This window comes from Massilia alkalitolerans DSM 17462 (assembly GCF_000427785.1).
GTDB classification, from domain to species: Bacteria; Pseudomonadota; Gammaproteobacteria; order Burkholderiales; family Burkholderiaceae_D; genus Telluria; species Telluria alkalitolerans.
Window position 1 is genome coordinate 1 of record NZ_ATYR01000046.1, and the last position, 22,412, is coordinate 22,412.

Annotated in this window: 22 protein-coding genes, 1 tRNA gene and 1 pseudogene; 15 read left to right on the forward strand and 9 right to left on the reverse strand. The window is 65.2% G+C overall.

Going from position 1 to position 22,412, the window contains the following annotated elements:
• Window positions 1-492 precede the first annotated feature (492 nt).
• From YWC_RS30895 to YWC_RS0125625, 11 genes are all read left to right on the forward strand, one after another.
• Complete coding sequence (locus YWC_RS30895; RefSeq protein WP_051306757.1) at window positions 493-1,026, forward strand: DUF4402 domain-containing protein; 534 nt, start codon at window positions 493-495, stop codon at window positions 1,024-1,026.
• A gap of 33 nt (window positions 1,027-1,059) precedes the next feature.
• Window positions 1,060-1,557, forward strand: coding sequence for a DUF4402 domain-containing protein (locus YWC_RS30900; protein WP_084416603.1), 498 nt, complete (start codon window positions 1,060-1,062; stop codon window positions 1,555-1,557).
• Between the two features lie 10 nt (window positions 1,558-1,567).
• Window positions 1,568-2,446: a fimbrial biogenesis chaperone gene (locus YWC_RS0125585; protein ID WP_229413201.1), complete on the forward strand. Its 879-nt coding sequence runs from the start codon at window positions 1,568-1,570 to the stop codon at window positions 2,444-2,446.
• 88 nt (window positions 2,447-2,534) lie between these two features.
• Complete coding sequence (locus YWC_RS0125590) at window positions 2,535-5,123, forward strand: MSCRAMM family protein (RefSeq protein WP_027867918.1); 2,589 nt, start codon at window positions 2,535-2,537, stop codon at window positions 5,121-5,123.
• A 76-nt stretch (window positions 5,124-5,199) separates the two neighbouring features.
• On the forward strand, window positions 5,200-6,414 hold the full coding sequence (locus YWC_RS0125595) for a BaiN/RdsA family NAD(P)/FAD-dependent oxidoreductase (RefSeq protein ID WP_027867919.1): 1,215 nt from the start codon (window positions 5,200-5,202) through the stop codon (window positions 6,412-6,414).
• Window positions 6,415-6,512: 98 nt separating this feature from the next.
• Window positions 6,513-6,725, forward strand: coding sequence for a 30S ribosomal protein S21 (rpsU, locus tag YWC_RS0125600; protein WP_005665410.1), 213 nt, complete (start codon window positions 6,513-6,515; stop codon window positions 6,723-6,725).
• Window positions 6,726-6,863: 138 nt separating this feature from the next.
• Window positions 6,864-7,313 carry a GatB/YqeY domain-containing protein gene (locus YWC_RS0125605; protein WP_027867920.1) on the forward strand — a complete coding sequence of 150 codons (450 nt, stop codon included), beginning with the start codon at window positions 6,864-6,866 and terminating at the stop codon, window positions 7,311-7,313.
• Window positions 7,314-7,522: 209 nt separating this feature from the next.
• Window positions 7,523-9,319 carry a DNA primase gene (dnaG, locus tag YWC_RS0125610; protein WP_027867921.1) on the forward strand — a complete coding sequence of 599 codons (1,797 nt, stop codon included), beginning with the start codon at window positions 7,523-7,525 and terminating at the stop codon, window positions 9,317-9,319.
• A gap of 290 nt (window positions 9,320-9,609) precedes the next feature.
• Window positions 9,610-11,805, forward strand: a complete 2,196-nt coding sequence (gene rpoD / locus YWC_RS0125615; protein ID WP_371846564.1) for an RNA polymerase sigma factor RpoD — start codon at window positions 9,610-9,612, stop codon at window positions 11,803-11,805.
• 125 nt (window positions 11,806-11,930) lie between these two features.
• Window positions 11,931-12,009: transfer RNA gene (locus tag YWC_RS0125620), tRNA-Ile, on the forward strand.
• Window positions 12,010-12,210: 201 nt separating this feature from the next.
• Window positions 12,211-12,756 carry a hypothetical protein gene (locus YWC_RS0125625; protein WP_027867923.1) on the forward strand — a complete coding sequence of 182 codons (546 nt, stop codon included), beginning with the start codon at window positions 12,211-12,213 and terminating at the stop codon, window positions 12,754-12,756.
• Here the strand turns inward: YWC_RS0125625 and YWC_RS30905 are convergent.
• From YWC_RS30905 to YWC_RS0125645, 4 genes and pseudogenes are all read right to left on the reverse strand, one after another.
• A pseudogene (locus tag YWC_RS30905) lies at window positions 12,731-13,810 on the reverse strand (dicarboxylate/amino acid:cation symporter); the annotation flags it as partial. The gene YWC_RS0125625 and the pseudogene YWC_RS30905 overlap by 26 nt on opposite strands.
• Window positions 13,811-13,871: 61 nt before the next feature.
• A complete protein-coding gene (locus tag YWC_RS30910) occupies window positions 13,872-14,264 on the reverse strand; it encodes an endonuclease III domain-containing protein (RefSeq protein ID WP_229413202.1) in 393 nt (130 codons plus the stop codon).
• A gap of 2 nt (window positions 14,265-14,266) precedes the next feature.
• On the reverse strand, window positions 14,267-14,590 hold the full coding sequence (locus tag YWC_RS0125640) for a hypothetical protein (protein ID WP_027867924.1): 324 nt from the start codon (window positions 14,588-14,590) through the stop codon (window positions 14,267-14,269).
• 9 nt (window positions 14,591-14,599) lie between these two features.
• On the reverse strand, window positions 14,600-15,574 hold the full coding sequence (locus YWC_RS0125645; protein ID WP_027867925.1) for a ribonuclease Z: 975 nt from the start codon (window positions 15,572-15,574) through the stop codon (window positions 14,600-14,602).
• A gap of 180 nt (window positions 15,575-15,754) precedes the next feature.
• Between YWC_RS0125645 and YWC_RS0125650 the strand changes: the two genes are divergently transcribed.
• Window positions 15,755-16,159 carry a hypothetical protein gene (locus YWC_RS0125650; RefSeq protein ID WP_027867926.1) on the forward strand — a complete coding sequence of 135 codons (405 nt, stop codon included), beginning with the start codon at window positions 15,755-15,757 and terminating at the stop codon, window positions 16,157-16,159.
• Between the two features lie 4 nt (window positions 16,160-16,163).
• Here YWC_RS0125650 and YWC_RS0125655 read toward each other — a convergent pair whose 3' ends face one another.
• From YWC_RS0125655 to YWC_RS0125665, 3 genes are read right to left on the reverse strand one after another with little or no spacing between them, the layout of a single operon-like run.
• The gene (locus YWC_RS0125655; RefSeq protein WP_371846566.1) at window positions 16,164-17,054 is read right to left on the reverse strand and encodes an NAD(P)/FAD-dependent oxidoreductase; all 891 of its coding nucleotides are present in this window, start codon (window positions 17,052-17,054) and stop codon (window positions 16,164-16,166) included.
• A complete protein-coding gene (locus tag YWC_RS0125660) occupies window positions 17,041-17,517 on the reverse strand; it encodes an RrF2 family transcriptional regulator (RefSeq protein ID WP_027867928.1) in 477 nt (158 codons plus the stop codon). Before YWC_RS0125660 ends, YWC_RS0125655 begins: the two co-directional genes overlap by 14 nt.
• Before the next feature lie 58 nt (window positions 17,518-17,575).
• Window positions 17,576-17,962, reverse strand: coding sequence for a YbaN family protein (locus YWC_RS0125665; RefSeq protein ID WP_027867929.1), 387 nt, complete (start codon window positions 17,960-17,962; stop codon window positions 17,576-17,578).
• A gap of 270 nt (window positions 17,963-18,232) precedes the next feature.
• Between YWC_RS0125665 and YWC_RS30915 the strand changes: the two genes are divergently transcribed.
• Window positions 18,233-20,161 (forward strand): bifunctional diguanylate cyclase/phosphodiesterase, encoded by a 1,929-nt coding sequence (locus YWC_RS30915; protein WP_051306761.1) that lies wholly within the window; start codon window positions 18,233-18,235, stop codon window positions 20,159-20,161.
• 209 nt (window positions 20,162-20,370) lie between these two features.
• Here the strand turns inward: YWC_RS30915 and YWC_RS33430 are convergent, their stop codons facing one another.
• Together YWC_RS33430 and YWC_RS33435 are read right to left on the reverse strand one after the other, a co-directional pair.
• A complete protein-coding gene (locus tag YWC_RS33430) occupies window positions 20,371-21,033 on the reverse strand; it encodes a cytochrome P450 (RefSeq protein WP_051306759.1) in 663 nt (220 codons plus the stop codon).
• A complete protein-coding gene (locus YWC_RS33435) occupies window positions 20,982-21,314 on the reverse strand; it encodes a cytochrome P450 family protein (RefSeq protein ID WP_169728160.1) in 333 nt (110 codons plus the stop codon). The genes YWC_RS33430 and YWC_RS33435 overlap by 52 nt, the downstream gene beginning before the upstream one ends.
• A gap of 127 nt (window positions 21,315-21,441) precedes the next feature.
• On the opposite strand from YWC_RS33435, the gene YWC_RS0125680 reads away from it, so the two are divergent.
• Both YWC_RS0125680 and YWC_RS0125685 read left to right on the forward strand, forming a co-directional pair.
• Window positions 21,442-22,065 carry an IS607 family transposase gene (locus YWC_RS0125680; protein WP_027867930.1) on the forward strand — a complete coding sequence of 208 codons (624 nt, stop codon included), beginning with the start codon at window positions 21,442-21,444 and terminating at the stop codon, window positions 22,063-22,065.
• A partial coding sequence (locus YWC_RS0125685; protein WP_027867931.1) for a helix-turn-helix domain-containing protein occupies window positions 22,059-22,412 on the forward strand: 354 nt, incomplete at its 3' end. The genes YWC_RS0125680 and YWC_RS0125685, both read left to right, overlap by 7 nt.

A 22,412-nucleotide genomic window follows, 5' to 3' on the forward strand; every position in this document is an offset into this window, starting at 1 on the left:
GTCGTAGTAGGTGCTGGTATGGCCGGCGAGGCTAAAGACTGGTGCTGAAGGACCGAAGGAATGGGAGCTGGAATCTGCTCGACCATTCGATTGGGAATGCTTCAGATGCCCGGTAACGGGGCTCGTTAACTGGAGGCCAAGGTGAAGCCGACGCTTCCTCCGACAGCGAAGAACCCGATTGACCGGGTTGAACAAAGATGAGAGCAGGCATTGTGCGCCGGGTATGGCACCATGACCTCAACCGTTCCAACCGCCCGGTGCGGACCCGCATGCCGGGTGGTGTGGGAGGGGTCGGCCGTCATTGGCCGCCCCTATCCCGATTTTTCATTGAATGTGATTTTCCTCAATAGACTGATATTAATTTCTTGCAAGATAGCAAAACGATACCGAAAGGCAATATTTATAGTTCTTCTGTGACACTTTGTAGTCCGGTCGTCATAAGCAGCTCGCTCGCAACATATGCGCTCCATCACACTCTGAAGGAAGACCAGAATGTCCAAGCACGCTCGCCTCACCAAGCTATCCTTCGCTGCCCTCGCACTGGCGATGACCGCCGCTGCCGGCAGCGCGGTTGCCGCCCAGGCCACCGCCACCTCGACCAGCACCGTGGTTACCCCGATCTCGATCACCGCACCGGTCAACCTGTCGTTCGGCAGCTTCGCAGCCGGCGCAACGGGCGGCACCGTCACCCTCACGCCGGGCGGCGCTCGCACTGCCGGGGGCGGCGTGACGCTGGCGGGCGGCACCGCGGGCGCGGCCCGTTTCGACGTGTCCGGCTCGGCGTCCCTGACCTACTCGATCGTGTTCAGCGGCGCCGCCACGCTGAGCGATGGCAGCAACACCATGGCCTTCACCCGGATCAGCGACACCAGCGCCAGCGCGATTACCAGCGGCGACGTGGCGACCGGTACCCTGAGCAGTGGCGGCGCCCAGTCGATCTTCGTCGGCGGCGTGCTGACCGTCAGCGCCAACCAGCCGGCCGGCACCTATGCCGGTTCGGTCACCGCCACCGTCGAGTACAACTGAGCGCCGCGGTAGCGGCCCAGCCTGCACCCGACCATGCCGGTACGCCACTACCGTTTCCCCAGGCTCGCCGGCACGAAAGTGCTGGCGGCGCTGGCGGGACTCTCCGCGATTGCCGGGGTACATGCCCAGCAGATCGTACTCAACAACACGCGCGGCCTCGATTTCGGCCGCTTCGTCGCCGGCACCGGCGGCACCATCACCGTCAGCCCGGCCGGCGTCCGTTCCCGCACCGGCGGCGTGGTGCTCCTCAATTCCCCGTCGACGGGACAGGCCGGTTTCACGGTGGGCCGCAGCAGCAACGGCGGCACCAACAAGGCGGTCGTGATCTCGGTGCCCGCCAACGGCGGTATTCGCCTGAGCAGCGGCAACAACAGCATGGCCGTCAACAATTTCGTCAACAACCCAACGAATATCCTCTCGGTGCCGACTGGCGGCACCACCCTGTCGATCGGCGCGACCCTGACCGTGGCGCCGAACCAGCCTGCCGGGACGTATTCCGGTTCGTTTCCCTTGACCGTCAATTTTCAGTAGGTTCCTCACCATGTATTCCCCGATGTTCGCCCCGCGCTTCGGCCTGCCAGGCTCGCGCCGTATTCGCCCGGCGCTGTGCGCCCTGCTGGCCATGATCCTGCTGGCCCTGTCCTGGCCCGCGCAGGCGGACCTCATGCTGCATCCGACCCGTATCGTGTTCGACAAGAACCAGCGCGCCGCCCAGGTCGAGCTGATCAACAACGGCACGAAGCCGGCCAGCTACCGCATTTCGCTGGTCAACCGCCGCATGACGGATGCCGGCCAGTTCGAAACGGCCGACACCCCGGGCGAGGGCGAACGCTTCGCCGACGGCATGCTGCGCTATTCGCCGCGCCAGATCACGCTGCAGCCAGGCACCGCCCAGACGGTGCGCATCATGCTGCGCAAGCCGGCCGAGCTGGCCGAGGGCGAGTACCGCTCGCACCTGCTGTTCGACAAGCTGCCCGATGCCGAAGGCAGCACCAGCGTCGAGAACCGGGGCGCCCAGAACAGCCAGATCGGCGTGATGATCAACGCCCTGGTCGGCGCCTCGATGCCGGTCATCGTGCGCCACGGGAACGTCGACGCCACGGTCAAGCTGGCCGGCCTCGCGCTGCAGAAAGATGCAGCCAAGAACCCGGTACTGGTGCTGCGCTTCGAGCGCGACGGCGCCGGCTCGGTGTACGGCGACGTCAGCGTCAGCTTCACTCCGCGCGGCGGCAAGCCGGAGGCCCTGGCGCAGGTGGGCGGCGTCGCCGTCTATACCCCCAACCGCGTGCGCCAGGCGGCGCTGCCGCTGCAGGTGCCCAAGGGCGTGACGCTGGCCGGTGGCACGCTCGAGGTGGCCTACCGCGACCGTCCCGAGGCAGGCGGCAAGCTGCTGGCGCAGGCCAGCCTGGACCTGCCCTAAGAATTAATGTGCTACCGGAACGTGCCGGCGGCACAGGCTTGACCGAACCATGCAGGTATTTCGAACAGGCTTCCTCCTTGCAGGTCTGATGTTGCTGCCGGCCGCCCCTCCGGCGGCGGTGGCGGCGCCCATGCCGGCATCCGAAGACAACCTGGTGCTGCTCGAAGTGCGGCTCGGTAACCAGGTCCTGACCGATGCCGTCAACGGCTACGAAATCGGGCGCGACGTGTTCCTGCCGCTCGGCGAAATGGCGCGCCTGCTGACCCTGTCCATCCGCGTCACACCGGGCCAGGGGAGGGCCAGCGGCTACATCCTCAGCGAAGACCGGAGCTTCAGCCTCGACGTGCCGGGGCGGATGCTCGAGATCGCGGGCAGGCAGCAAGAGCTCGATCGTTCCCAGTTCAAGCTGCATGCCGACGAAATCTATGTGGCGAGCAAGCTGATGGCGCGCCTGCTGCCGGTGGACCTCGAGCTCGACATGCCCAACCTGGCCCTCCAGGTTCGCCCGCGCGAAACCTTGCCGCTGCAGGCCAGGCTGGCCCGGCGCGAGCGCGGCAGCCTGCCGGGCATGCCGGGAGGCTACCAGGACCCGGGCTATCCGCGCCTGGCCACCCCGTACCGGCTGGCTGGCGTTCCCTTCGTCGACCAGACCCTGGGCCTGTCGACCAGCAAGATCAATGGCCGCAAGCAGGCCGAAGCGAGCTATACGGGCTACCTGACCGCCGACCTGCTCGGCATGGAAGCGGCCCTGTATGTCAGCCATGGCAGTCGGCATCGGAACGATCCTTCCCAGGGCGTGCGCCTGACGCTCGGGCGCAACGATCCGGAAGCCGGCCTGCTCGGGCCGCTGCGGGCGCGCACCGCCCTGTTCGGCAGCGTGCCCCTGCCGGGCGTGCCCAACGTCGCAGCCAGCAGCCCGACCGGCAACGGCGTCCTGCTCAGCAACCGCCCGCTCGACCAGCCGACCAGCTTCGAACGCCACACCCTGCAGGGTCCGCTGCCGCCGGGCTGGGACGTCGAGCTGTTCTACAACGACGCGCTGGTCGGTTTCCAGCAGTCGCGCCCGGACGGCAAGTACAGCTTCGAGGACCAGCCGCTGGCCTACGGCCCCAACGAATTCCGGCTGGTGTTCCACGGGCCGCTGGGCCAGTTGCGGGTCGAGCGCCAGAGCTTCCTGCTGGAACAGTCGGCGGTGCCGCGCGGCGCCCTGTACTACGACGTCGGCGCGCACCGCGACATCCTGGGGCAGGAGCGCGCGCTGGCGCAGTTCGAATGGGGCATGAGCGAGCGCATCAACGCCGTCGGGGGCTGGCAGCGCGTGCCCACGTTCGATGGCGCGTCACGCAGCTATGCCAACCTCGGCCTGCGCGGCTACTGGAACGGCCTGATTGCGACGGCGGACGCCGTCAAGGCGCAGGACGGCGGCAGCCTGGCGCAGCTGGGCCTGAAGACCCGCATCGGCAACGTGTCGCTGTCGGCCAGCCGCGCCCGGCTCGACCGCTTCCAGAGTGAATTCTTTAGCCGGGCCGCCGACCCGGTACGGCTGCGCGACGAGCTGCGGGTCGAAGGCGTGGTGGCGCCGGGCGGCAATCAGTTCTACCCGGTGGCGCTGCAGCTGCACAACGATCGGCTGGCATCCGGCATGCGCAACATCGACGTGCAGGGCCGCGTCTCGGCCTACCGCAACGGCGTCGCGCTGACCAAGGGCTTGCGCTACGCGTCGATCGGCGGCACTGAAGTGGCGGACGGCCAGTTCCAGGTGAGCCGGCGCGTGGCCGGCATCGGTCTGAGCGGCCAACTGCAGTACGCGATCCTGCCGGAGGCGGCGCTGGGCAGCGCGGCCGTGTCGGCGGATGTCGCGATGAGCGATGGCTACCTCCTGAACCTCGGGCTGATACGCAGCTTCCAGGGCCGCGAGCTGCGTGCTTTTGGTGGACTCAACAAGAGCCTGGGCAACTATGGGCTGGGGATCAACGGCTTCTATACGAACCGCCGCGACTACGGGCTGGGCCTGCAGTTATTCATGGCCATGGGACTGGAGCCACGCAGCCGCCGCCTCATGACGGACGCCCAGCCGATGGCCGGCATGGGCGCGGCCTCGATCCGGGTGTTCCTCGATAAGGACCTGAACGGCATCATGGATGGCGCGGACGAAGCGATCCAGGGGGCTGGCTTCACGGTCAATGGCGCCAATTACGCCGTGCGCACCAATGCCGGCGGCATTGCCTACCTGCCGCGCCTGCCGGCGCACCAGAACACCGACCTCGGACTGGATCCGAACACGCTCGACGATCCACAATGGCAGCCGCGCGTGCCGGGCGTGCGCATCGTGCCGCGTCCCGGCAAGGTGAGCCAGGTCGAGTTTGCGGTGAACCTGACGGGCGAGGTCGACGGCACCACCTACCTGTATGCCGACGGCAAACGGCGCGCCATCGGCGACCTGACGCTGGAACTGGTGGACGCGTCGCGCAAGGTGGTGGCCACCATGACCAGCGCCGCCGACGGCTACTTCGTCATCAGCGGGATCTTCCCGGGCGAGTACTTCCTGCGGGTGTCGCCGGAACAGCTCAAGCGCCTGGGGCTGACGGACACCGGCATGCACATGATGACGATCGCCAGGGACGGGACGGTGCTCAACGGGCGCGACCTGGACGTGAGGAGCGCGGACGGGGGCTAGCGTTCCGCCGTACCCCTGAACCGTATACAATGGCCGGTTTGGCGATTGACGGGCAACCGGCGGGACACGGCAGGACATGGCAAAACACTATGATGTAGCGGTAATCGGCGCAGGCGCCGCCGGCATGATGTGCGCGGCGGTGGCTGCTCAGCGCGGCAGGCGCGTGGTGCTGCTCGACCATGCCACGCGCCTGGCCGAAAAGATCCGCATTTCCGGCGGCGGCCGCTGCAACTTCACCAACATCGGCGCCGGTCCGGCCAACTTCCTGTCGCAGAACCCGCATTTCTGCCGCAGCGCGCTGTCGCGCTACACCCCGCAGGATTTTCTTGCCCTGGTCAAGAAGCACCGCATCGCCTGGCACGAGAAGCACAAGGGCCAGTTGTTCTGCGACGACTCGTCCGAGCAGATCATCGGGATGCTGCGTGCCGAGTGCGCGGCGGGCGAGGTCAGCTGGCGCATGCCCTGCAAGGTCGGCAGCATCGAAAAGTCCGGCACAGGCTTCCACATCACGGCGGAAGGCGGCGACATTGAATGCGACAGCCTGGTGATCGCCACCGGCGGCCTGTCGATCCCGAAGATCGGCGCCACCGACCTGGGCTACCGCATCGCGAAGCAGTTCGACCTGCAGATCGTCGAGCCGCGTCCGGGCCTGGTGCCGCTGACCTTCGATGGTCCCAGCTGGGAAGCCTTTGTTCCGCTGGCCGGCATCGCGCTGGAAGTGGAGGTGAGCACCGGCGGCAGCGGCAAGGGGAAGGGCAAGGCGCAGCGCGGCCACTTCCGCGAAGACCTGCTGTTCACCCACCGCGGCCTGTCTGGTCCGGCGATCCTGCAGATCTCGAGCTACTGGCAGCCCGGCACCCCGATCGTGCTCGACCTGCTGCCCGAGATGGACGTGGCCGAGGAGCTGATCTCGATGAAAACCACGGTCAGGAAGCAGCTCGGCAACGTGCTGGCGCAATGGCTGCCGGCGCGCCTGGCCGACGGCCTGCTGGTGGCCAACGGTTTCGCGCCGGACGCGCGCCTGGCCGACATGGCCGACGCCAAACTGCGCAAGCTGGGCGACGCCATCAACCGCTGGGCCATCGTTCCGACCGGTTCGGAAGGCTACAAGAAGGCCGAGGTGACGCTGGGCGGCGTGGACACGCGCGAGCTGTCGCAGCAGACCATGATGGCGAACAAGGTGCCGGGCCTGTACTTCATCGGCGAAACGGTCGACGTGACCGGCTGGCTGGGCGGCTACAACTTCCAGTGGGCGTGGGCCTCGGGCCATGCCGCCGGCACCAGCGTTTGAGGTGTGTGGCAATTGTGGGACATTTGCTAAAAGCTTCCACTGATCGGCAAATGATGCTACACTTTCGTTCTTCCTAAATCCAACGGTTTCATTTTTACATGACCACTATCCGCCTTAAAGAAAACGAGCCGTTCGAAGTCGCTATGCGTCGCTTCAAGCGCACTATCGAAAAAACCGGTCTGCTGACCGAACTGCGCGCCCGCGAGTTCTACGAGAAGCCGACTGCAGAGCGCAAGCGCAAGCTGGCCGCCGCAGTGAAGCGTCACTACAAGCGCATCCGCAGCCAGCAGCTGCCGAAGAAGCTGTACTAATCAGACGGCATTGACGGCTTGCCTCGGTGACTTTAGTCCCGGCGAGTCGCTGAGCGTCCGCAAGCCCGCTCCGGTTTTTGCCGCGGCGGGTTTTGTCGTTTTTATCCATACATTTAGCTCTACCAGACGGGAGAATCCATGAGCCTGAAAGCACAACTCACCGAGGACATGAAAGCCGCGATGCGCGCAAAGGAAAGCGCCCGCCTGGCCACCATCCGCCTGATCCTTGCCGAGATCAAGCGCAAGGAAGTCGACGAGCAGATCGAGCTGGACGACGCCCAGACCCTGGCCATCGTCGAGAAGATGATCAAGCAGCGCAAGGATTCGATCACCCAGTTCGAAGCCGGCGGCCGTGCCGACCTGGCCGATATCGAGAAAGCCGAGCTGGCGATCCTGTCGACCTACATGCCGGCCGGCTTGTCGGATGAGGAAATTGCTGCCGAAGTGGCGGCAGCCGTGGCCTCGACCGGCGCCGCCGGTCCGCAGGACATGGGCAAGGTGATGGGCGTGCTCAAGCCGAAGCTGGCGGGACGTGCCGACATGACCGTGGTGTCGGGCCTGGTCAAAAAAGCGCTGACTGGCGGCTAATCGCGATGTAGTTGAACGCGTGCACGGCAAAGCCGTGCACCCTACGTAGGGTGGTCGGCTCTGCCGACCGCGCGTTCAGCCAGCTTGAACATGGCCGTGACGCATGCTTTCCACAGCCGACCCCATCCAAACGGATGCCTTGTCATAAATCAATTTGCAGTCACCGCTGCGGTATAGTCTGAGTTGAGACAAACACTGAGTACCTCCTAGTGATTCCGCAATCCTTCATTACCGATTTGCTCAATCGTGTCGACATCGTCGACATCGTCGGCCGCTACGTCCAGCTGAAAAAGGGCGGGGCCAACTACATGGGCCTGTGCCCGTTCCACAACGAAAAGTCCCCCAGCTTCACTGTCAGCCCGACCAAGCAGTTCTATCATTGCTTCGGCTGCGGCGCCCACGGCACCGCGATCGGCTTCCTGATCGAATACTCCGGCATGGGCTTCGTCGATGCCGTCAAGGACCTGGCCCAGAACGTGGGCATGGTGGTCCCGGACCAGGACGACAAGATCCCGCCGCAGCAGCGCGCCGCCCAGCAGGCCCAGTCGCTGGCGATGACCGAAGCGCTCACCCAGGCCTGCGCCTACTACCGCGCCCAGCTGCGCGAAGCGCCCAACGCCATCGCCTACCTGAAGAACCGCGGCCTCACCGGCGAAGTGGCGGCCCGCTTCGGCATGGGCTACGCCCCCGGCGGCTGGGACAACCTGCGCTCGGTCTTCCCCGACTACGACGCCCTGGCCCTGGTGGAATCCGGCCTGGTGATCGACAAGGTCGACGAGGACGGCAACAACAAGAAACGCTACGACCGCTTCCGCGAGCGCATCATGTTCCCGATCCGTAATACCAAAGGACAGGTGATCGGCTTCGGCGGCCGCGTGCTCGACGGCGGCGAACCGAAATACCTGAACTCGCCCGAGACGCCGCTGTTCCAGAAAGGCCTGGAGCTGTACGGCCTGTTCGAGGCGCGCCAGAGCATCCGCGACGCCGGCTACGTGCTGGTGACGGAAGGCTACATGGACGTGGTCGCCCTGGCCCAGTTGGGCTTCCCGCAGGCCGTGGCGACGCTCGGCACCGCCTGCACCAGCACCCACGTACAAAAGCTGCTGCGCCAGACCGATACCGTGATCTTCAGCTTCGACGGCGACAAGGCCGGCCGCCGCGCCGCCCGCCGCGCGCTGGAAGCCTGCCTGCCGCAGGTGACGGACGACAAGATCATCAAGTTCCTGTTCCTGCCGCAAGAGCACGATCCGGACAGCTTCGTGCGCGAGCGCGGTGCCGAGGCCTTCGAGCAGGAAATCCACGACGCGATGCCGCTGTCGCAATTCCTGCTGCGCGAAGTGACGGCCGAGCACGATCTCGATACGCCGGAGGGCAGGGCGCATGCCCAGCACGAGGCCAAGCCGATGCTGCAGGCGATGGCGCCGACCGCGCTGCGCCTGCAGATCGTACGCGGGCTGGCGAACCTGACCGAATCGTCGTCGGCCGAGATCGAATCGCTGTTCGAACTGTCAAAGCCAGTATCGGTGGTGCGCCGCGCGCCGCCGCGCCAGGGCCGTCCGAAACCGGTGGGGCTCGAACTGCAGATGCTGCGCATCCTAGTGTCGCATCCGCAGCTGGCGCAGTCGCTGAACGACGAGGCGCTGGCCTCGTTCGACTATTTCGGCCAGGAATCCGCCGACGCGCTGCGCCACCTGGTGCACCTGGCCCAAGGACTCGGCGAGTACGGCACCTTCGCCGCCTTGTCACAACAGTTAAAAGAAGTGACGGCAGAATACGACAGTTTGATATCGGAAATCGCTGCGGAGCCGGAATCGGACGTTGAGGCAGATCGGATCTGGCTACTCAGCGCTGTGCGCCAAATCAAGAAGGACGTGTTGAATCAAGAACTTAACCAGTTGTTTTCTTCGGGCCTGCCCCCAGATCAGGTAAGTGCTCGCTATCACGAAATCAAAGCTGCGCTGGGCATCCTGGAAAGCGAAGATGCGGCAGCAATGACCACCCGGTAAGGCCGTGGGACGGCCACAAGTGTGAACATTTGTGCAACTTGGAAAAATAGGGGTGCGTGCTATAATAAAACGCTAACTATTGCAACTGTTGAAACCATTTTTCGTTTCAATCGGGGCGTGGAGTTTCAGTTAGCGAGGCAACGGTTCGTTGCCTGCAGGGTGATGTAAGGTAACAAAAAACTTTATCTTTAACCATCGTAAAGTTAGTCGTTGTGACTTCGAAAGCGCCTGTGCCAACCAAGAAACCCGAAACCAAAGTGGCTGCAAAAACCACGAGAGCGTCCGCCAAGGTGGACAAAGGCCAAGACCAGGCCGAGGTTCGTACGGCGAGCCCGGCACCGGTTAACGCGACGACCGATGCGGCCGCACTGGCCGCCATCGACACGTCCGGTTACGTCCTGCCGTCCGTCAAGGTCCCGGGACGCCGTGGCCGCAAGCCCAAGGAATTCACGCCCGAGAACGACGAGATCGCCGCGCTGAACGCGGTCGAGCGCGCCGAACTGAAGGCCGCGGACAAGGCCAAGGCCAAGGACCGCAAGGCCAAGGAAAAGGCGTTGCTGAAGGATGCGTTCTCCTCGGATACCGAAGCGAGCGAAGAAGAGCTCGAGATCCGCCGCAACAAGCTCAAGGCCCTGATCAAGTCGGGCAAGGAGCGCGGCTTCCTCACGTACTCCGAGATCAACGACCACCTGCCAGACAACATCGTCGATCCGGAAGCGATCGAAGGCATCATCGGCACCTTCAACGACATGGGCATCGCCGTCTACGAGCACGCCCCTGACGCCGAAACCCTGCTGCTATCCGATAACGTCCCGAACGCCACCAGCGACGACGAAGCCGAAGCGGCCGCCGAGGCGGCGCTGTCGACCGTCGACTCCGACTTCGGCCGCACCACCGACCCGGTGCGCATGTACATGCGCGAGATGGGTTCGGTCGAGCTCTTGACCCGCGAAGGCGAGATCGAGATCGCCAAGCGCATCGAAGACGGCCTGAAGGACATGATCCAGGCCATCTCGGCCTGCCCGGTGACCATCGCCGAGATCATCGAGGCCGCCAACAAGATCGAGAAGGACGAGATCAAGATCGACGAGATCGTCGACGGCATGGTCGATCCGGACGAAGACGAAAACACGTCGCCGACCGCGGTGGCCCCGACCTCGACCGACGACGAGGACGAGGACGAGGACGAAGCGGAAGAAGCCGAGGAAGAGGAAGAAGAGAGCGGCACCGCCTCCGGCGCGGCCGGCTACTCGGCCGAGCAGCTCGAAGCGCTGAAGCAGGCCGCCCTCGGCAAGTTCGGCAACATCGCCGACCAGTTCGACAAGATGCGCAAGGCCTTCGAGAAGGACGGCTACAACAGCAAGGCCTACGTCAAGGCGCAGGACGCGATCTCCAACGAGCTGCTGGGCATCCGCTTCACGGCCAAGGTAGTCGAGAAGCTGTGCGACACCCTGCGCGGCCAGGTGGACGAAGTGCGCCACATCGAGAAGCAGATCCTGGACGTGGCCGTGAACCGCTGCGGCATGCCGCGCGCCCACTTCATCAAGGTCTTCCCGGGCAACGAGACCAACCTGGACTGGGTGGATGGCGAAGTCAACGCCGGCCACGCCTACAGCGCCATCCTGGGCCGTAACATCCCGACCATCAAGGAATTGCAGCAGCGCCTGATCGACCTGCAAGCCAGGGTCGTGCTGCCGCTGCCGGACCTGCGCAACATCAACCGGCAAATGGCTGCCGGCGAAATGAAGGCGCGCAAGGCCAAGCGCGAAATGACCGAGGCCAACCTGCGCCTGGTGATCTCGATCGCCAAGAAATACACCAACCGCGGCCTGCAGTTCCTCGACCTGATCCAGGAAGGCAACATTGGCCTGATGAAGGCGGTGGACAAGTTCGAATACCGCCGCGGCTACAAGTTCTCGACCTATGCGACGTGGTGGATCCGCCAGGCCATCACCCGCTCGATCGCGGACCAGGCGCGCACCATCCGTATTCCGGTGCACATGATCGAGACCATCAACAAGATGAACCGGATCTCGCGCCAGATCCTGCAGGAGACCGGCGCCGAGCCGGATCCGGCCACCCTCGCCATCAAGATGGAGATGCCGGAAGACAAAATCCGGAAGATCATGAAGATCGCGAAGGAGCCGATTTCGATGGAGACGCCGATCGGCGACGACGACGATTCGCACCTGGGCGACTTCATCGAGGACAACAACACGCTGGCGCCCTCGGACGCCGCGCTGCACGCCTCGATGCGCGGTGTGGTGAAGGACGTGCTCGATTCGCTGACCCCACGCGAAGCCAAGGTGCTGCGCATGCGCTTCGGTATCGAGATGTCGACCGACCACACGCTGGAAGAGGTGGGCAAGCAGTTCGACGTGACCCGCGAGCGCATCCGCCAGATCGAAGCCAAGGCGCTGCGCAAGCTGCGTCACCCGTCGCGCTCGGACAAGCTGAAGAGCTTCCTCGAGGGCAGCGGCGGCTGATTGTTGTAGTCTGAGCTTGACGGACCTGCAGTAAAAGCAATATCCTCTCGCCACTCTGCTTCACGGTACCGCGCCGCTGAAGCGGGTGGCGAGCGTTTTTCCAGCTTGTCACTGTCCCGATTTCTGGGCCTCTAGCTCATGCCTGGTTAGAGCAGCGGACTCATAATCCGTTGGTGCCCGGTTCGACTCCGGGGAGGCCTACCAAAATTTATACTGATGAATCAAGGGGTTACGGTGTTCCGTAGTCCCTTTTTTGTTAGCCCTGCAAACGGCACTGTGACGTAGTGTCGTGCAGCAGGGAATCGATAACGGCCGCGTTCCTGGCCATCTGGGCCGGCACCAGGTGCGCGTACCGAACCGGGCGGTCACGGTTGGAGCAAGGAACATTCCAAGTAGAGTGACGCTGTGGAGGAACTCTACAAGCAGTGGAGGGTCGACAACAATACCGACTGTAGCAAGGTGACACGCCAGCAGGCGGAGGACTTCGTGCCAGTGAATGACCCAACCAAGCAGGACACTTGCGAAAGCGGTGCCCTCGACGACGACGACGACCCGGTCGATCCGAGATGGAAGCGGCTGTACGACGCTCTGGTCGTCACTTGCAAACGGTTTGGCGACGAGAATGCGTTCGGACGGGCCGATTTCTGGGTGGTCGACGACGACTACGGAGACCACAATCAGAAGTTGTGCGTGACCTCCCTGACATTCCTGACCCCGGAGGTCGCCCTGGCGATCCAGCAATGCATCAGGGAGACCGGATTGTCCGGGGCGCAGGTGATGGTGCAGCTCGAGTTGTGGCGCTATGGGGGTGACCAGGTTCCTCCCGAGGGGTTGATCGTGAAGGCTGACGAGATCACCGAATACTGGAATCTCGAGCAGGTACGGACGATTGTCGGGGACAACTTCTACCGCAGTCGCGCGCCCGGACGGCCAGCGTCGCGGCCAGCGTGATGAAGCCGGCGCCAGTGATGCCCGAGGCGCCTTTCGAGGTCAGCATCGCAACGAACAGGATCGTAAGTTGCTGCATCAGGGTCAGGTGGGTATTGGTGGCTTGCGCAACGAACAGGGCGGCCATCGTCATGTAGATGTTGGTGCCGTCCAGGTTGAACGAATAGCCGGTCGGCACGACGAGGCCCACGACCGATTTCGGGCAGCCCAGCTTTTCCATCTTGCGCATCAGGGCGGGCAGGGCGCTTTCCGACGAGCTCGTGCCCAGCACGATCAGCAGCTCTTCCTTGATGTAGGCAAGGTAGCGGAAGATCGAGAAGCCGGTCATGCGGGCGATGAAGCCCAGCACCAGCACGATGAACAGCGCGCAGGTCAGGTAGAACGAGCCGATGAGCGAGGCCAGCGGGATCAGCGACCTGATGCCGTACTTGCCGATGGTAAAGGCCATGGTGCCGAACGCTCCGATCGGGGCGGCCTTCATGATGATGTTCACGACGCCGAAGATGGCGTGCGAGATGTCCTCGATGAGGCGCGCCAGCGGCCTGCCGCGCTCACCCAGGAAGGACAGTGCGAGGCCGAACAGGATGGCGATCAGCAGGACTTGCAGGATCTCGCCTTTGGCGAACGCGTCCACGAAGGTGTTCGGGATGATGTTCATCAGGAAGTCCACGGTCGACAGCGACTTGGTCTTGTCCGTGTACTGCGCGATCGCGTGGGTGTCGAGGTGGGTCGGGTCGACGTTGAAACCGGCGCCCGGTTTGATCAGGTTGGCGACGACCAGGCCGATCGCCAGCGCGAAGGTCGATACGATCTCGAAGTAGATCAGGGCCTTGCCGCCGACGCGGCCGACCTTTTTCATGTCCTGCATGCCGGCGATGCCCGTGACGACGGTACAAAAGATCACCGGGGCGATGATCATCTTGATCAGTTTGACGAAGCCGTCTCCCAGCGGCTTCATCGCGGTGGCGATGCCCGGATCATATATGCCCAGCAAGACACCGACAATAATCGCGACCAATACCTGGACATACAAGACTTTATAGATGGGCCTTTTCATGACGCGCCCCCCCATTCGCAATTGATGATCGTCTAATCATCACGCCGAAAGTCCGCACGATCTATTGTGGAACCTCAAGGACTTGCGAGATATTGGCTTTTGGGCTCGGTGAATATCGCGACACACGCCGCCATGGATGCACCTGGCGTGCAATGGCAAGGATCTGGTTCGCCTTGCGTTCATGAAAGGTGCTGGGGCTGATCAGGGCGTCCAGCTCTTTCCAGGACAGCTCCGTGACCGCCGAGGGCGTGCGCGCCCGCGCGAACAGCGTGCGCGACACCGGCAGCGTCACTTCGTCATAGGTGCGGATCGAGATGATGCAGGCCAGCAGCTGCTCGAAGGTCGAACTAAAACCTTCCTCCGCCAGCTGGAACAGCGCCGCCTTCGGCCAGGGTCGCACGGCGTCCTCGATGCGTGCGAGCGCCACGTCGATGTCGAAGGGTCGCTTGTCCATGACTACATTCCTTGATCACCAGATGCGCCAGCCTTCCGGCTCTTCAGCCAGTCACGCCCACCGGCGTTCAGCGCCCGCGTGATCACATCAGCTGGCAAGCTGTAGACCGTCGCCCAGGTCGCCCGCCCATCCGCGCTATTGGACGGAAAGCTCTCGGTCTCGATCGGCCAGTGGTACTTGCGCTTGAGCGCGCGGACGATGGCGGCCAGGGTAATGCGGCCGCGCAGCGGCTCGCTGCCCAGCTGGTCTTCATTCGACAGCAGCACGGCGAGCACGGCGCCACGCGATGTATTGGGTCCGGGGAAGATGGGGTTTTTCTTGGGCATGGGGCGATTTTACGGCAGCAGATGCAAGCTGCCATCCTTCCTGAGCTCGTAACTCGCGAAGTCGCGCGCCAGCGCCAGCTTACCTGTGTAATGCTCACGCGCCTCGCGCTCGATGTCGTCCAGCGTCAAGACCTTCCCATTCGCCTGCTTGGGGTCCAGGTAGCGCGGGCTGAAGTGGGTGAGGATCAGGTTCGGCACCTTGGCCAGCTGCGCCACGCGCGCCACCATCGCGGCCGAGCTGTGCTGCGGTTCCGGCCCCACCTTGTGCAGGATCGCTTCCGTATAGGTCGCCTCGTGCACCAGCAGGTCCGCACCCGTCGCCTCGGCCGCTAACAACTCGGGCGTGTCGTTGTCGCCCGCAATGATCACCTTGCGCGACCGCCGCGGTGGCAGCAGAAACTGTTCGGCTACAAGGGCGCGGCCATCGTCCAGCACCACGTTGCGTCCCTGCTGGATCTCGCCCCAGGCCGGCCCGCCAGGAACACCGCCGAGTTTCAGCTTGTCGATGTCGAGTTTGCGCTCCACCGCCGCCTCGGTGAAGCTGTAGGCCCAGCAATCGATCCGGTGCGACAGCCTGGTGGCGCGCACCCGCAGGTCGGGCAGGACGTCGGTGTGCGCCAGCGCGTCGATCGCCACCCATTCGATGGGGTAGGGCAGGGTCAGCTGTGACGCTTCCATGATGCATTCGATCATTCCGCGCAGTGGCGGCGGGCCAACGATGGTCAATGCTTCCGTGCGGCCCAGCATGCCGGCGCTGGCCAGCAGGCCGGGCAGGCCGTAGCAGTGGTCGCCGTGCAGGTGGGTGATGAAGATCGCGCGCAGGCTCATCGGCGACAGATTCGTGCGCAGCAGCCGGTGCTGCGTGCCTTCCGCGCAGTCGACCAGCGACCAGTGCCTGGCGCCGCGCGTGCGGATCGCGATCGCCGTCATGTTGCGCGACCTGGTCGGTACGCCGGAAGAGGTGCCGAGGAACTGGATTTCCATATGCTGCGCCATGGCTGATGAGGCTTCCATTATCCGCGATCGCCTGCAATCCGCCATGTGTTTGATCGTGCTCAATGCCTTCTCATGCTGCGATGGACCGCCCGCATGACTTTCGCTGTCTGACCTTCAGGACGGCCGCCGTGGCGCGGCTGACCATCCGATCAATCACGAGGAGAAGTCATGCGCAGCTACCATTTACTTGTCGCGGCCGCCTTGCTGCTGGCCGCGCCGCTTGCGCCCGCTGTCCAGTGCGGCCCGCAGGGCAAGGTCAACATCACCGCCCAGCGCGATGCCATGGGCGCCCCGAGTGGAGGCATTTCCACCGGCACCCAGCTGGCCGACGAAGTCGTCGGCAGCTACGCCCTGTCGAACGGCCACCGGCTGGACCTGATCCATCTCGACGAGCGGCTCATTGCCGAGTTCGACAAGCGGCGGCGGGTCCAGCTGGAGGAGGTCGGTCCGCACCTGTTCGCTTCGCGATCGGGCGACGTGGAGATGGCCTGGATGCCCGGCCAGCGCACCGACACCATCCTGCTGAGCTATCCGGCCGACAGCCAGGGGCGGCTGCGGCGCAGCTGTTCCTAGGGAACTAAGCGAACACCAGCGAGCGGTGCGCCCCCAGACCTGCCATCGCGCCGTCGGCCACGGCCATGGCCACGTTGCCGGCCGCGCGCGTGGCGTCGCCGCCGGCGAACACGCCGGGCACGGTGGTCTGCTTCGTCATGTCGGTGCGGATGAAGGGCCCGAGCGGGCCTTCGTCGAATTCGCAGCCGAGCTGCTCTGCAATTGGGCTCGCCATGTGCAGGCGGCCATAGGTGAACAGGCCCGCGTGCGGGATGCGGCGGCCATCGGCCAGCACGACGGTGGCGCTGTCCTCGATGCGCAGGACCGGCGTGTCGTCGATGGCGAGCACGCCGCGCTTCTCCATGGCGGCGCCCTGCTCGGCGTCGGGCGCATAGCGGCCGTTGGTGAACAGCGTCACCTTGCCCCAGTCGGGCAGCAGCATGGCCTGGTGGAAGGCCATCTCGTCGTAGGCGAGGACGCCGATCGCGCCCTGCTGCAGCTCGTAGCCGTGGCAGTAGGGGCAGTGGAACACGCTGCGGCCCCAGCGCTCGGCCAGGCCTTCGATGGGCGCCAGCTCGTCGCGCACGCCGGTGGCCAGCACCAGGCGGCGGCCGCGCACCTGCCCCTTGCCATCCAAGTCGACCGTGAAGCCCTCGCCATCCGGGCGCGCGTCGACGGCGCTGGCGTCGATCCACGCGACGGTGTCGTAGGCGGCTACCTCGTTGCGGCCGGCCTGGGCAATGTCGGCAGCCAGGTGGCCGTCGCGGGTCAGGAAACCGTGCGACTCGCTGGCGAAGCGGTTGCGGCGCTGGCCGGCGTCTACGACCAGTATCCGGCGCCGGGCCCTGGCCAGTTGCAGGGCGGCGGACAGGCCGGCATAGCTGCCGCCGATGACGATGGCATCAAACTGGGTCATGTTCATGGTGGAACCTCGTGTGGGGATGGGTGCGCTTGAATTCGTCGAAGCGCCGGTTGAAGTCCTGCGACAGGTCGGCCAGGGTGACGTCGCCGAGCTGGCGCAGCAGCAGGGCCTCGGCTTCGTCGAGAGCATTGCCCAGGGCGGCGTTGACGCTTTGCTCGACCAGGCAGGCGGTCTTTTCGCTGCGGTTGCCCATCGCGAAGAAGGAAGGGGCGCCGACGGCCTCGTAGATGTCGCGCAGCGTCACCTGGCCCAGGTCGCAGGTGATGCTCCAGCCGCCGCCGTGGCCGCGGTTCGAGCTGATGTAGCCGCGCTCGCGCAGGCCGGCCAGCACGCGCCGCACCAGCACCGGGTTGGTGTCGAGGAAGCGGGCCATTTCTTCCGAGGTCATCGGATGGTCGCTGTGGGCCAGGTGCAGCAGCACGTGGAGTACCGAGGATAGTTTGCTGTCGCGTCTCATGTAACTAATGATAGTACAAATTCAGGCGACGTGTGGCAAGGCGCGTAAAATGCTGCGGCTAGCGCTTGGCGGGGTCGAGGCGCAGGGTAGGCAGGAAACGCCAGAGGTAGATGCTGACGCAGGCGCCGGTGAGCGCCAGCAGGGCGGGGATGAGCGGGCTGCCAGTGTCGTAAAAGCGGCGCATCGCCAGCAGCAGCGAGCCCCACAGCATGACCGTGGCGAGGATCTTGGCCTTCAGCGGGATGCCGCGGCCGGCTTCGAAATTGCGCAGGTATTCGCCGAACACGCGGTGCGACAGCAGCCAGCGGTGCAGGCGCTCCGAGCCCCGCGCGAAGCACCAGGAGGCCAGCAGCAGGAAGGGCGTGGTCGGCAGCAGGGGCAGGAACAGGCCCAGGATGCCCAGCAGTAGCGCCAGTACGCCCGCCGCGTTGTAGATCGGTTTCATGATGTCACTCTAGCATGCGTCATGACAGACCGCGCGGCCATGCATTGATGAAATAGTATTTCATCTTACTGTTCAGTATGGAATATTCTTTCATCGTAAAGAGAAATCGCTGGAATCGTCAAATTTTACGTCAACAGTAAGTTCCAACAGGAAACTGTATGTATAATGGATCGGATCACCACGGGCGCGATCCATGAGTTTTGCGGGCGCGAGCATGACGCCCGGCTTCGCCTCTTAATGCCAGATACCGGTTGCCGCAAGCTCGCCGTCATGCCTACGTCTTCCTCTACTTCCAAGCCCTCATGGCGCTCACGCCTGGCGAACCTGCTTCGTCCGCGGGTGCTGCGCGACCTCGCCATCTACCTGGCCATCATGCTGCCCATCGTCTGGGGACTGGTGGCGGTGGAGCAGGCGCGCTTCGCCGCGATCGCCAAGGCGGGCAGCATGCGCGACCTGCGCAACTATGCGCGCGTGTTCACCGAGGAAGTGCGCGCCACCGTCGGCATCGTCGACCTGTCGTTGATCCAGCTGCGCTCCACCTGGCAGCGCGACCGCGACGGCTTCACCCAGATGGTGGGCGAGAACACGCGCTACCTGCGCAACCGGGTGCCGATGTTCGTCACCGTGCTCGACGCGAAAGGCAGGATCGCCTACACCAATGCCGGTCCCGCGCACACCGGGCTGGACCTGAGCGACTCGCCCGGCTACCAGGCCCACCTCGATATCAGCGACGACCGCATCTATGTCAGCCGGCCGCTGATCTGCAGGCTGACCGATGCCTGGGCGGTGCAGTTCAGCCGCTCGATCCGCGACGCGCAAGGGCGCCTGCAGGGCGTGATCATCGCCGCCGTCTCGCCCGACTATTTCGTGCGCTTCTACGAGGACATCGACCTGGGGCCCCATGCCGCCGTGTCGCTGATCCGCATCGATGGCGCCGTCATCGCGCGCAGCACCCGCGGCAGCGCCAGCCACGGCATGGGCCGGTTCCTGACGAATAACCCGTATGCCGGCCACAGCCCGGTCACGGGGACCTTCCGCCGCCTCAGCCAGTTCGACGGGGTCGACCGCTTCTATGCCTGGCACAAGCTGCCGGACTACGGCATGGTGGTGACGGTCGGCGAAGCCGTGCAGGATGCCCAGGCGCGCTTCGCCCAGCAGCGCAATGCCTTGAGCTGGGTCGGCGCCGCGGTGTCCTTCGTGCTCACCGTGCTGGGCTGGGCCGCGCTGGGCGCCGCCGAACGGCGCCGCCGCGCCCTCAAGGCGCTGGCCGCCGCCGAGGCGCGCTGGAAGCTGGCGCTCACCGCTACCGGCGATGGCGTGTGGGACTGCGACGTCGTCACCGGCCTGGCCACGCTGTCGGCGCGCGCCCAGATGATCCTCGATACCGAACGCGCGGTGATCTCATGGTACGGCAGCGCGCTCGACGCCATCGTCCACCACGAAGACCTGCCGCAGCTGCGCACCCAGCTGCGCAGCCACCTGGCCGGGCGCAGCCCGGACTTCGCGGCCGAGTTCCGGGTGCGCAAGCAGAGCGGCGACTGGAGCTGGATCGATGCGCGCGGCACCATCAGCGAACGCGACGAGCTGGGCCAGCCGATGCGCATGGTCGGCACCTTCTCCAACATCGACGCGCGCAAGCTCGAAGAGGCGCGCATGCGCCGCATGGCGCACGAGGATGCGCTGACAGGCCTGCCCAACCGCGTGCTGCTGGGCGACCGCCTGCGCCAGGCGATCCGCGCCGCCAGCCGCGACGGGCACAAGGTGGCGCTGATCTACTTCGATCTCGACGAGTTCAAGCCGGTCAACGACAGCCACGGCCACGCGGCCGGCGACCGCCTGCTGCAGCTGGTGGCGCGCCGCCTGCGCGCGGGCCTGCGCGAGGCCGATACGCTGGCGCGCGTCGGCGGCGACGAATTCGTGCTGCTGCTGCCGCGCTGCGAAGCACTGCCTGACGCGCTCAAGGTAGCGGAAAACATCCTGATCCAGCTGAACCAGCCGTTCGATGACGGCGAGCTGGTGCACCGCATCTCGGGCAGCCTGGGCATTGCGCTGTTCCCGGACGACGGCATGGATGCCGAGGAACTGCTGCGCGCCGCCGACCTGGCCATGTACGAGGCCAAGTCGCAGGGGCGCAACCGGGTCATGGGCGCCAGTGGCGCGCATGACGCTGCGCAGCGGGTCGAGCCGGCACTGCGCTGATCAACCCATACACGAACTCTCAGTGTTGGCCCGTCGTACGCGCCACTGGCGCCTACGACTTCCGGCGAAGGCCGGAACCCAATTTCTGCATGCGTACCGGCTGCTCAACAAACTTGGGCCCCGGCCTTCGCCGGGGGCCATGGGCGCCAGTGGCGCGCATGGCGTTTTACGGCTAACAACTACGCTATCAGCTAACGGCTGTCATCCTTTCACCGCACCGGCGCCGCCACCTCGATCTGGAGCCCGCTCGCCGGCATGGTCGGCATGCGCGACAGGCTGATGCTCAGGTCCTGGCGCGGCACCGTGTACACCACTTCCGAGGCGAGCAGGTGCAGCGCGGCCTTCACCAGGTCCACCGTCATCGCTTCGCCGGGGCAGCGGTGCCCGGTCAGGTAGTCGCCTCCGCCCTGCGCGACCAGGTCGAAGCCGTCGCCCTGCCAGCCCATGAAACGCTCCGGCTTGAAGCGCTCCGGTTCCGGCCACAGCCGCGGGTCGTGGTTGGTGCCGTGCATGTCGAACAGCACCCAGGTGCCTTCCGCAAAGTGCAGGCCGCGCCAGTCGAACGCATCCAGCACCCGCCCGCCGACCGCCGGGAAGAAGGGATGGAAGCGCCGTACTTCCTGGGCAAACGCGGTGAGCGTGGCGTCGTCGCCGGTGGCGGTGGCGACGCGCGCGCGCCATTCGGGGTAGTCGTGCAGCGCCAGGGCGCCGAAGACGATGTAGCGCGCCACCGCGACCACCGGGCGCACCACGTTGATCAGTTCGTTGGCGGCGACGTCGACCTGCAGCGCCTGTTCGTCGCGGTCGCGGTGGCGGGCGATCACGGCCAGCGGGCTGCCCGGCTCCGGGGCCAGCGGCAGGCCGCGGCGCACAGCACGCTTTCGGTCTCGTCGAACAGGCGCACGCGGCGCCGGGCGGGCCAGCCGCCGACCCGGGCGCGCCATTCTTCCTGCGCGATCGTCACCATGCGCGCGCGGTCGCCTGGGGTCTGCAGCGACATCATCATCGCCTTGCGGTGGCGGTGGTCCTCGCCGTCGAGCGTCTCGGCGCTGCCGGCATCCTGCAGCAGCATCAGGGTGGTCGGCGGGATGGCGCCGCGCCGCGTGAAGCGGCCCGGCTGCCAGAACATGCGCGAAGCCTCGTGGCCGCTCACGCAGATTGCGCGCCGGCCCATCAGGCGGGTGGCGAAGGCGTTGGTGTCCAGCTCGGCGCAGCGGCCCTGGAGGAAGGGTTTTACTGTGAATCAGGAACCTTCTCATTCATCACCAGTCTTACTTATCATGAGTAAGCTCGTACCCATCAGCGCAGCGGCAAAGGCCCTGGGCGTTTCGGCAACCACCTTGCGCCGCTGGGAAGCGTCGGGGAGGCTGGTCCCGACCAGGACCGCAAGCGGGCAGCGCCGCTACGACCTCGCCGCCTTGCTCCCGGAACAACTGCACGGCGCATCGGGGCCGCGCGCCACCCAGGCGTATGCGCGTGTTTCGAGCCACGAACAGAAGGGCGACCTCGAACGCCAGAAACAGGTGCTTGAGCTGTATTGCGCCAGCCGGGGCTGGACCTTCGAGGAGGTGGCAGACCTCGGCTCGGGCATGAACTACCACAAGCGGGGGTTGAAGAAACTGCTCGACGCCATTCTCGCAGGTGGCGTCGGCCACATCGTGCTCACGAACAAGGACCGCCTGCTGCGCTTCGGCGCCGAGCTGGTGTTCGCCCTATGCGAGGCGAAGCAGGTCGAGGTGGTCATCATCAACCAGGGCGAGGAAAGCAGCTTCGAGGAAGAGCTGGCCCTCGACGTGCTCGAGATCGTCACTGTGTTCTCCGCCCGGCTGTACGGAAGCCGAAGCCACAAGAACCGCAAGCTGATCGACGGCGTGCGCAAGGTCGTACAGGAGGCACAGTGCTAGCGGCGCATCGGGTCCGGCTCGTCCCGAACAACGCGCAGGCGACCCATCTGGCGCGCGCAGCCGGCACCGCCCGCTTCGCCTACAACTGGGCGCTGGCCGAGTGGCAGAAGCAGTTCCTGGCGCGCCAGAACAACCCGGCGCTCCCGGCCCCCTCGCAGTTGTCGCTGCGGCGGCAACTGAACGCCGTCAAACGCGACCAGTTTCCCTGGATGCTCGAGGTGACCAAGAACGCGCCGCAGATGGCGATCATCCAGCTCGGCCAGGCCTTCGAGAATTTTTTTTCGAAACGGGCCCGCTACCCGCAGTTTCGCCGCAAGGGCCGCGACGACCGCTTTACCTTGTCGAAC